The following is a 9,466-nucleotide window of genomic DNA, read 5'->3' as shown; positions in this document are numbered from 1 at the left end:
GTTATAATGTAAAATTATTAATTAAGATAAAGCTGCTTTTACTTGATCCGCTGCTTCTTGGAATTGAACTGCAGATAAAATAGGCATTCCTGAATTGTCAATTAATTCTTTTGCAACTTCAGCATTGGTACCTTGTAAACGAACAATGATTGGTACTTGGATAGCGTCCCCCATGTTTTTGTAAGCGTCAACTACCCCTTGAGCAACACGGTCACAACGAACGATACCTCCAAAAATGTTAATTAAAATAGCTTTAACGTTTGGATCTTTTAGGATAATACGGAAAGCTGTTTCAACACGTTTTGCATCAGCAGTTCCTCCTACGTCTAAGAAGTTAGCTGGTTCAAAACCAGCATACTTAATTAAATCCATAGTAGCCATTGCTAATCCAGCACCATTAACCATACAACCTACCGTTCCATCTAAATCTACATAGTTTAATCCAGCTTCTTTAGCTTCAACTTCGATTGGTCTTTCTTCCGTAATATCACGCATTTCAGCTAAATCAGCATGACGGTATAATGCGTTGTCATCTAAAGTAACTTTAGCATCAATAGCCATGATTTTATTGTCCGAAGTTTTTAATACCGGGTTTATTTCAAACATAGATGAATCAGAACCAATATAAGCTTTGTATAAAGCATCAACAAATTTTGTCATTTCTTTAAAAGCCTCTCCAGATAAACCTAAGTTGAAAGCAATTCTTCTAGCTTGGAAACCTTGTAATCCATAAGCTGGATCAATTTCTTCAGTAAAAATTTTATCAGGAGTATGTTCTGCTACTTCTTCAATATCCATTCCACCTTCAGTAGAATACATAATCATATTACGACCTGTACTTCTGTTTAATAAAACAGACATGTAGAACTCTTTTGTTTCAGATTCTCCAGGATAGTATACGTCTTCTGCAACTAACACTTTGTGTACTCTTTTACCAGTAGGAGGAGTTTGAGGTGTAATCAAATCCATTCCGATGATTTGTCCAGCAATTTCTCTTACTTGATCTAAGTTTTTGGCTAACTTCACTCCACCACCTTTTCCTCTTCCACCTGCGTGAATTTGAGCTTTAATTACATGCCAACCTGTACCAGTTTCTGCAGTTAATTGTTTAGCTTTTTCAACTGCTTCTTCAGCATTGTTTGCCACATGACCACGTTGCACACGCACTCCGTAGCTAGCTAATATACTTTTACCTTGATATTCGTGTAAGTTCATAATATGTATGAGTTAATCTTGTTTATAAAGTGGTACAAAAATAGGAAACTAATTTATAATGGACTAATATTTAATGATAAATTTAGGTAAATTGGTATAGCTAAAAAAACCAAATATTATTTTTTGTAACATTTTGTTATTTTTTGTTATAATTTGTTAAATTATTTCGATAGGCAAAAAATAGGATTATTTTTGAAAAAAAATAAGTCATGCAATATCAAGATTTAATTCAGTTAGGCAATGAGTTTGGTACTCCATTATATGTTTATGATGCTGAGAAAATTATTAGTCAATACCACCGTTTAACCAAAGCATTTTATAAAATAGAACGCTTTAAGATTCACTATGCGGTAAAAGCGTTATCAAACATTTCAATATTGAAATTAATTAAAAATCAAGGTATCGGTCTTGATACAGTTTCGATTGAAGAGGTGCGATTAGGATTGTATGCTGGATTTTCTCCAAAAGATATTATTTATACTCCTAATGGCGTTTCTATTCAAGAATTAGAAGCTGTAGCAGCAATGGGTGTTCAAATTAACATTGATAATTTATCAATATTAGAACAATTTGGAACAAAACATTCACAAGTTCCAGTTTGTATCCGAATAAATCCACATGTGATGGCAGGTGGAAATGCCAATATTTCTGTTGGACATATTGATAGTAAATTTGGAATTTCTATTCATCAATTGCCTCACATTTTAAGAATTATTGAAAATACAAATATGCACATAAACGGGATTCATATGCATACAGGTTCGGATATTTTAGATGTAGATGTGTTTTTATATGCAGCAGAAATATTATTTGAAACGGCGAAACATTTTACATCTTTAGATTTTATTGATTTTGGGAGTGGGTTTAAAGTGTCGTATAAAAAGGGAGATGTTGAAACCAATGTGGAAGAATTTGGGCGAAAGTTAACAAAACGTTTTTTAGCCTTTGAAAAGGAGTATGGTCGTACTTTAACATTAGTTTTTGAACCAGGAAAATTTTTAGTTAGTGAAGCTGGTGTTTTCCTTGCAAAAGTTAATGTAGTTAAACAGACGACTTCAACAGTTTTTGCTGGTATAGACTCAGGATTCAATCATTTAATTCGACCAATGTTTTATGGTTCAGAACACTTCATCGAAAATATTTCTAATCCTAAAGGAAAAGAACGATATTATTCTATTGTGGGATATATTTGTGAAACGGATACATTTGCCAATAATAGAAGAATTCAAGAAATCCATGAAGGAGATGTTTTGTGTTTTAGAAATGCGGGGGCCTATTGTTTTTCGATGTCATCTAATTACAATTCAAGAATAAAACCTGCAGAAGTTTTGTGGCTCAATGGAAAAGGGCATTTAATTCGGGAAAGAGAAACATTTGAAGATATTTTACGCAATCAAGTAGAAATTGAAATATAACGTATTATGATTTATAAACTAAAAAGCTCATCAAACGATGAGCTTTATTTTTAATTTAATATTTCTTCTAAAACTTCTGATTGCGTTCCATTAGGCATTGTTATTTTTAATTTTTGAGCTAATGTCGGTGCTATTTGAGTTATATATTTTTTAGCATGGCTTTCTCCTTTTGAAATGCCCCAACCAAAAAATAGTACTGGTACATGAGTATCATAAGAATAAGGTGATCCATGAGTGGTACCTGTCGTTGAATATTCTACAAATGCAGGTTTAAGTAAAATAATTAGTTCTCCATTTTGTTTTGGGTCATAACCGCGTTGAATGGCTTGAAGATAACTATCAGAAACAGATGCTATTTGAATTTGTTCTTCAGTGTAAACATTTTTTATGTAATCCTGAGCTAACAAAAAGTTTTTCACAGATGTTTTTACTTTTTCAATGTCTACACCTTTATTTTTTAATTTGGCTTTATCCAAAAAAATATTGTAATTAGAATAATCTAATAAATAGTTGTCTCCAAACTCTTTTTCTAGGTGTTCTTTTATTGATTGTTGAATATTTTTCGAGTTAAGATTATTTACATTATATTTATTGTCTTTAAGATAAGTTACATTCTCTGCACCGGCATGATCGGCAGTTAAAAAAACTAAATATTTTCCTTTTCCAACAGTTGTATCTAAATAATTTAATAAATCTGCTAATGTGGCATCTAATCTTAGATAGGTGTCTTGTAATTCTATAGATCGCGGTCCTAAAACGTGTCCAATATAATCTGTTGACGAAAAACTAATGGTTAAAAAATCAGTAATATCATCTTTGCCTAGTTCTTCAGCAAGAATTGCTCTTTTTGCAAAATCCGCCAATAAATTATTTCCATATGGACTTGTTCGCAATATACCTGCATCATTAGCCTCGAACATTTCTTTCATGTTATAAGGGAAAAAAGGTGTTTTTTTAAACAATTTTCCCTCGTAAGGATTATTATCGGTTAGACTTTCGTTGTATGTTTCTTTAGGTTTAAATAGATCCCATCCTTTTTCAATGTAAGTCATATAATTTTTCTCAGCATTGAACTGATTCACCCAGTTAGGTAATTCTTTTCCATAAAATGTGCTTGAAACAAATTCACCTGTTTTACTATACCAAAATGCCCAATTTGCAAAATGTCCAGCTGGTAAAATGGCACCACGGTCTTTAATGCTCATTCCAATAACTTTTCCTTTGAAGTTGGTGGCTAATTTTAACTCGTCTGTTATAGTAGTAGCTTGCAAATTTTTTGGTGACATTCTTCCCTCACTTTCTGTGCCATTACCTAGTAATTTTGCAGTCTCATCTTCTGTACAATATAACTCTTTACCTATTTCTTTATTGAACCATTCATTTCCAACAATTCCATGTACTGCTGGAGTTGTTCCTGTAAAAACAGAGGCATGACCAGGAGCAGTGTAAGTGGGCATGTAATTATAATGGGCATTATGGTAAGTGTAACCTTGATTCATTAAGCGTTTAAAACCATTATCTGAAAAGTCATTTGAAAACCTATATAAATATTCCATTTTCATTTGATCAACTACAATTCCTATGACTAATTTGGGTTTTTCTTGTGCCCATCCAAGGACAGTGAGTAATGAGGCAACTGCTAAATTTTTCATGATTTTTTTTGTAAAAGTAAAAATAATTTACTTAATATTTAAGTGACTAAACTTGTCATTGCTTGGATTAAAGAGAAAATTTATACAGAAATTGGAACAATCGAATTAATTTTTAAGGCAATCAATTAAGTTACAGAGTAAATGACAGCCTACTATTGATCTCTTTTGATGGTGATAGACGAACTTCAAGATTGTTGATGAATTATAACAAGATTATGTAATTGCGAATATTAAATGTTCTTAGAAAGTAGAATACAATATTATAATGCCTTAGAAGCTTGTCAAGTTAACAATGACAAGGAAGATTTTTTGGTTTTCATTGCTCAAACAGAAAAACATGGTTTGGAAAGATGTCTTTCAATCATTAAGCAATAGCAAATAAAAATTGGGTTTAACTATAAAAGCCAAACCCAATTGTAATTTATTTCTTTATTAATTAAATTATTGTAAGCTCGCTAAACTTTGTTCTAACGTTGCAATTTTAGCAAGAGCATCTGCTTCTTTTTTACGTTCATTAGCAATAACTTGTTCTGGAGCACCATTGACAAATTTTTCATTCGCTAATTTTCCTTGCACAGAACGCAAGAATCCTTTGATATAATTTAATTCTTCGTTTAATTTAGCAATTTCAGCATCTAAATCAACGTTGCCACCAACAGGTATAAAATATTCATTTGATTTAACGCGGTAAGATAAAGCACCATTCACTTTTTCAATTACATAGGTTAAATCAACAATATTTCCTAATTTCATAATAATTGAATCAAAGTGAGTAGATGCTTTTTCATTATTCATCACTTTTAATTCAATAGCTTCTTTGAAGGCAATATTTTTATCTTTTCTGATAGTTCTAATTCCTGAAATTACTTCAGTTGCAAAATCAAAATCAGCAATAATTTTTTCATCAAAAGGCTTTATTTCTGGCCAAGATGCAATAATCAAAGCTTCTTCAGGTGTTCTTTTAGCAATATATTGCCAAATTTCTTCTGTTAAAAACGGCATGAATGGATGTAATAATTTCAAATTTGCCTCTAACATTTCAATTGCTTTGTTGAACGTAGTTCTATCTATTGGTTGTTGGTATCCAGGTTTTATGATTTCTAAGAACCAAGAACAGAAATCATCCCATACCAATTTATAGATTGCCATCAAAGCATCTGAAATACGGTATTTTTCAAAGTTATCTTCAATTTCAACTAAGACCTTTTGTAATTTTGCTTCATACCACTCAATAGCTGCTTTTGATGATGTTGGTTGAGTGATGTCAGCTACTTCCCAACCTTTGATTAATCTAAAAGCATTCCAAATTTTATTTGCAAAGCCTTTACCTTGGTTGCATAATTCTTCATCAAATAGAATATCATTTCCAGCTGATGAACTCAATAATAATCCAACACGCACTCCATCGGCACCAAATTTTTCAATTAAACCTAGAGGTTCAGGAGAATTTCCTAATGATTTTGACATTTTTCGTCCTTGCTTATCACGAACTAAGCCAGTTAAATATACATTTGAAAATGGTTTTTCTCCTGTATATTCATAGCCAGCAATAATCATACGAGCCACCCAGAAAAACAAAATATCTGGGCCCGTTACTAAATCATTAGTTGGGTAATAATACTTAAATTCTTTATTATCAGGATCCATCATTCCGCCAAAAACAGAAATTGGCCACAACCATGAGGAAAACCAAGTATCTAATGCATCGGGATCTTGACGTAAATCAACAGCTTTTAAATTTGCATTTGAAGTTTTCTCTTTAGCTAAAACCAAAGCGTCTTCAATATTCTCAGCAACAACAAAATCTTCTTTTCCATCACCATAATAATAAGCTGGGATTTGTTGTCCCCACCACAATTGTCGTGAAATATTCCAATCACGGATATTGTTTAACCAATGCGCATAGGTATTATTAAATCGAGAAGGATGTAATTTAATTTCATCTGATTCTAAAACGGCTTTAATGGCTGGTTTTACCAATTCGTCCATTTTCAAAAACCATTGATCTGATAATCTAGGTTCGATTACAGCTTTTGTTCGTTCTGAAGTTCCAACATTATTTACATGGTTTTCTACTTTAGACAAAGCTCCAATAGATTCTAATTCTTTTTCAATGGCATTACGAACTTCAAAGCGGTCTTGACCTTCATAATGTAAACCAAATGAATTTAAAGTTGCATCTTCATTGAAAATATCTATTATTTCTAAACCATGTTTATCTCCTAATGTTTTGTCGTTAACATCATGAGCTGGGGTTACTTTCAGACAACCTGTACCAAATTCCATATCAACATATTCATCAAAAATAATAGGAATTACACGATTACAAATTGGAACAATAGCTTTTTTCCCTTTTAAATGAAAGTAACGCTCATCTTCAGGATGAATACAAATAGCTGTATCACCTAAAATGGTTTCAGGACGAGTGGTTGCAATCGTTACAAATTCCTCACTTCCTTCAATTTGGTATTTCAAATGGTATAATTTTCCTTGTCTTTCTTCATAGATTACTTCTTCATCAGATAAAGTAGTCTTGGCTTCAGGGTCCCAATTAACCATGCGGTAACCACGATAAATCAATCCTTTATTGTATAAATCAACAAAAGATTTGATAACTGAAGCTGACATATCATCATCCATAGTAAACTTCGTTCTATCCCAATCACATGAGCAGCCTAATTGTTTTAATTGTTCTAAAATAGTTCCACCATATTTTTCAGTCCAATCGAAAGCATGTTTTAAAAACTCTTCACGTGTAAGGTCTGATTTATTAATTCCTTCAGATTTTAATTTAGCTACCACCTTAGCTTCAGTAGCAATAGAAGCATGATCGGTACCTGGAACCCAACAAGCATTAAAACCTTTTAGTCGGGCGCGACGAATTAGAACATCTTGTATGGTATTATTTAGCATGTGTCCCATATGCAATACACCAGTTACATTAGGCGGTGGTATAACAATGGTGTAAGGAGTTCTGTGGTCTGGGGTAGAATGGAAATATTTGTGTTCCATCCAATAGTCATACCATTTTTTTTCTGCTTGTTTGGCTTCGAATTGTGCAGGTATCATTTTTTATAAGTTTAAAAGTTTGATATTAAAAAGGTAATCTAAACAGATTACTTTTTTTAGTTATTACAAAAGTTAATTAGGAAAATAAAAAGTTTTCCGAATCAAAATTAAGATTTTGAATGTAAACAGACATTATTGACTCGCTCCTTAAAAATAGGAGTAAAGAAATTGCAATGATATCTATTAATTTGGTACACTTTTTGTAATTATTTATGCAAAAGTAGTTATATCAACAGAATAAAAAAAATGAAATTAGGTTTTGTTGACTCAATGAAAACATTTATTTTTACAAAAGTTCAAAAATTAATTACAATGAAAAAAAATATATTTCTATTGGTTTTATTTCTAACTGGATTAACCTCTTTTGCTCAAAATGGTGCTAAAATTGAATTTAAAGAAGAGACAATTAATTATGGAACTGTAACTAAAGGCGAAGATAATGGAAAACGTATATTTGAATTTAAAAATACAGGAAACGAACCTCTTATAATTAAAGATGCGAAAAGTAGTTGCGGTTGTACAATTCCAAGCTTTCCTAAAAATCCAATTCCTCCTGGAGGGTCTGATAAAATTGAAGTCCAATACAATATGAATCCTGGACCAATTAGTAAGACTATTACTGTCACTACTAATGCAATTAATAAAGAAAATGGAATGATAGCTTTGAGAATTAAGGGGATGGTTATTGTTAAAGAAGAACCTAGTATAATGGAAAAGAAGAAAGAGGGTCCTAGGTTGTAATTATAAAACTATAATTTATTAAAAAAAAATATACTATACATCAACTGTGTAAGTAAATAAAAAATGGGGTGATAAAACCCCATTTTTTATTTTAAGTAATTCTAAAAGAATTGATACCCTAATCTTATTGCACTTTGGTTGAAAATAAAATTATACTTATCTTCACCTACACTGCTTAGTCTATGTCCATTATATAATTTAAATTCTGCAAACATTTTTTTGTATTTATACCCAATTCCAAAATCTATAGTTAAACTCTGTGATTTAATATTTTCATAGGTAAATTCTCGACTAATATCAATACTAGTTTTAACTAAATTATAATTAGCTGAAAGGTTCACAAAAATTTTATTATCTTTTTTTAATTCAAAATATTTTCTAACCCCTAATGGTAGTCTAATTACACTAGCTTTGGTGTTAATTTCATAATCTGGATTAATAAATTCGGGCTTGCGTACACTTATATTATCTTTATAACTTGTATAATTGGGATTAAAAATAATAGACCAACTGTAGTTATTAATTGGGATTAAAAATTCTAATTCTATTCCACCATTGAAAATGGTTTTGTTTGGTGTAGCGTAATTTCCTCTAATGTTACCAATATAAATATCATAAGATGTATGAATAAAATTACTTTGAATAAATATTCCAAAATTATATTTCATTTTCTTATTTTGAGAAATTAGCTTGGCTTTTCCTTCGCTTCCTCCTAAACAATTATTTGTTTCAATAAAATATTTAATTAAACTTGTTGTTTTATATTTTAAATTAGGAATAGAAATTTCGGTAGTTTCACATTTAAATTTATTATTTAATTGTTGTTTGAATGTTTCATCTAGTTCAATATTACCATCTTCATTATAGTATTCTTTAAAAACTAATTGTTCTATCTTACCTTCAGGATCGAAAAAAAAGCGTTCATAAAAATTATTTTCATAATAATACAAATTAATTTTTCCTTCTACCAAAACTTTTAATAGAACTTTTTTTTCTACAAACTTAAGGTTAGGGTCTTTAGAAATATTTTGAAAATTAGACATCGTTTCATCAATAAGAACTGTTTTGTTGACAAATTTCGCCTTATTGTTAATTGAAAAGGATGTTATTTCGTTGGTACTTATTGTTTGAATAGCTGTGTCTTCGTTTAACTTAAAGTCGATAGAGGACGGATTAAGTCTCCAATCAACATTTTTAATTAAACATTGAACTTGATTACCTTTGTTGTCAATGTAGTAACCAGGTTCAAATTTACTTTGAGCAAAATGTAAACTAGTACTCAATAGGAATAGATAAATAATTATTTTTTTCATGTTTTTTTTGACAAATGTAATCAAAAACTTAAATAAAAAATGCATTAAGTACTTTTTTTAT

General features: G+C 30.6%; 6 protein-coding genes. 2 read left to right on the top strand and 4 right to left on the bottom strand.

The window, feature by feature from the left end; genetic code table 11:
- Positions 1-21: 21 nt before the first annotated feature.
- Positions 22-1,215 carry an ADP-forming succinate--CoA ligase subunit beta gene (gene sucC, locus QZ824_RS09285; protein WP_291275742.1) on the bottom strand — a complete coding sequence of 398 codons (1,194 nt, stop codon included), beginning with the start codon at positions 1,213-1,215 and terminating at the stop codon, positions 22-24.
- 209 nt (positions 1,216-1,424) lie between these two features.
- Between sucC and lysA the strand changes: the two genes are divergently transcribed.
- Positions 1,425-2,630 carry a diaminopimelate decarboxylase gene (lysA, locus tag QZ824_RS09280; protein ID WP_291275741.1) on the top strand — a complete coding sequence of 402 codons (1,206 nt, stop codon included), beginning with the start codon at positions 1,425-1,427 and terminating at the stop codon, positions 2,628-2,630.
- Between the two features lie 50 nt (positions 2,631-2,680).
- Here the strand turns inward: lysA and pafA are convergent, their stop codons facing one another.
- On the bottom strand, positions 2,681-4,282 hold the full coding sequence (pafA, locus tag QZ824_RS09275; protein WP_291275740.1) for an alkaline phosphatase PafA: 1,602 nt from the start codon (positions 4,280-4,282) through the stop codon (positions 2,681-2,683).
- 441 nt (positions 4,283-4,723) lie between these two features.
- Positions 4,724-7,351, bottom strand: a complete 2,628-nt coding sequence (locus tag QZ824_RS09270; protein ID WP_291275739.1) for a valine--tRNA ligase — start codon at positions 7,349-7,351, stop codon at positions 4,724-4,726.
- Positions 7,352-7,663: 312 nt separating this feature from the next.
- Here QZ824_RS09270 and QZ824_RS09265 point away from each other — a divergent pair, with 312 nt between their 5' ends.
- On the top strand, positions 7,664-8,092 hold the full coding sequence (locus tag QZ824_RS09265; RefSeq protein WP_291275738.1) for a DUF1573 domain-containing protein: 429 nt from the start codon (positions 7,664-7,666) through the stop codon (positions 8,090-8,092).
- A gap of 101 nt (positions 8,093-8,193) precedes the next feature.
- On the opposite strand, the gene QZ824_RS09260 is transcribed toward QZ824_RS09265, so the two are convergent.
- Positions 8,194-9,405, bottom strand: coding sequence for a hypothetical protein (locus QZ824_RS09260; RefSeq protein ID WP_291275737.1), 1,212 nt, complete (start codon positions 9,403-9,405; stop codon positions 8,194-8,196).
- Positions 9,406-9,466 lie beyond the last annotated feature (61 nt).

The sequence above is a fragment of the Flavobacterium sp. genome (genome assembly GCF_021151785.1).
Lineage (GTDB): Bacteria > Bacteroidota > Bacteroidia > Flavobacteriales > Flavobacteriaceae > Flavobacterium.
The sequence above is the reverse complement of the archived record's forward strand: the minus strand, read 5'-3'. Positions and strand labels throughout refer to the sequence as shown.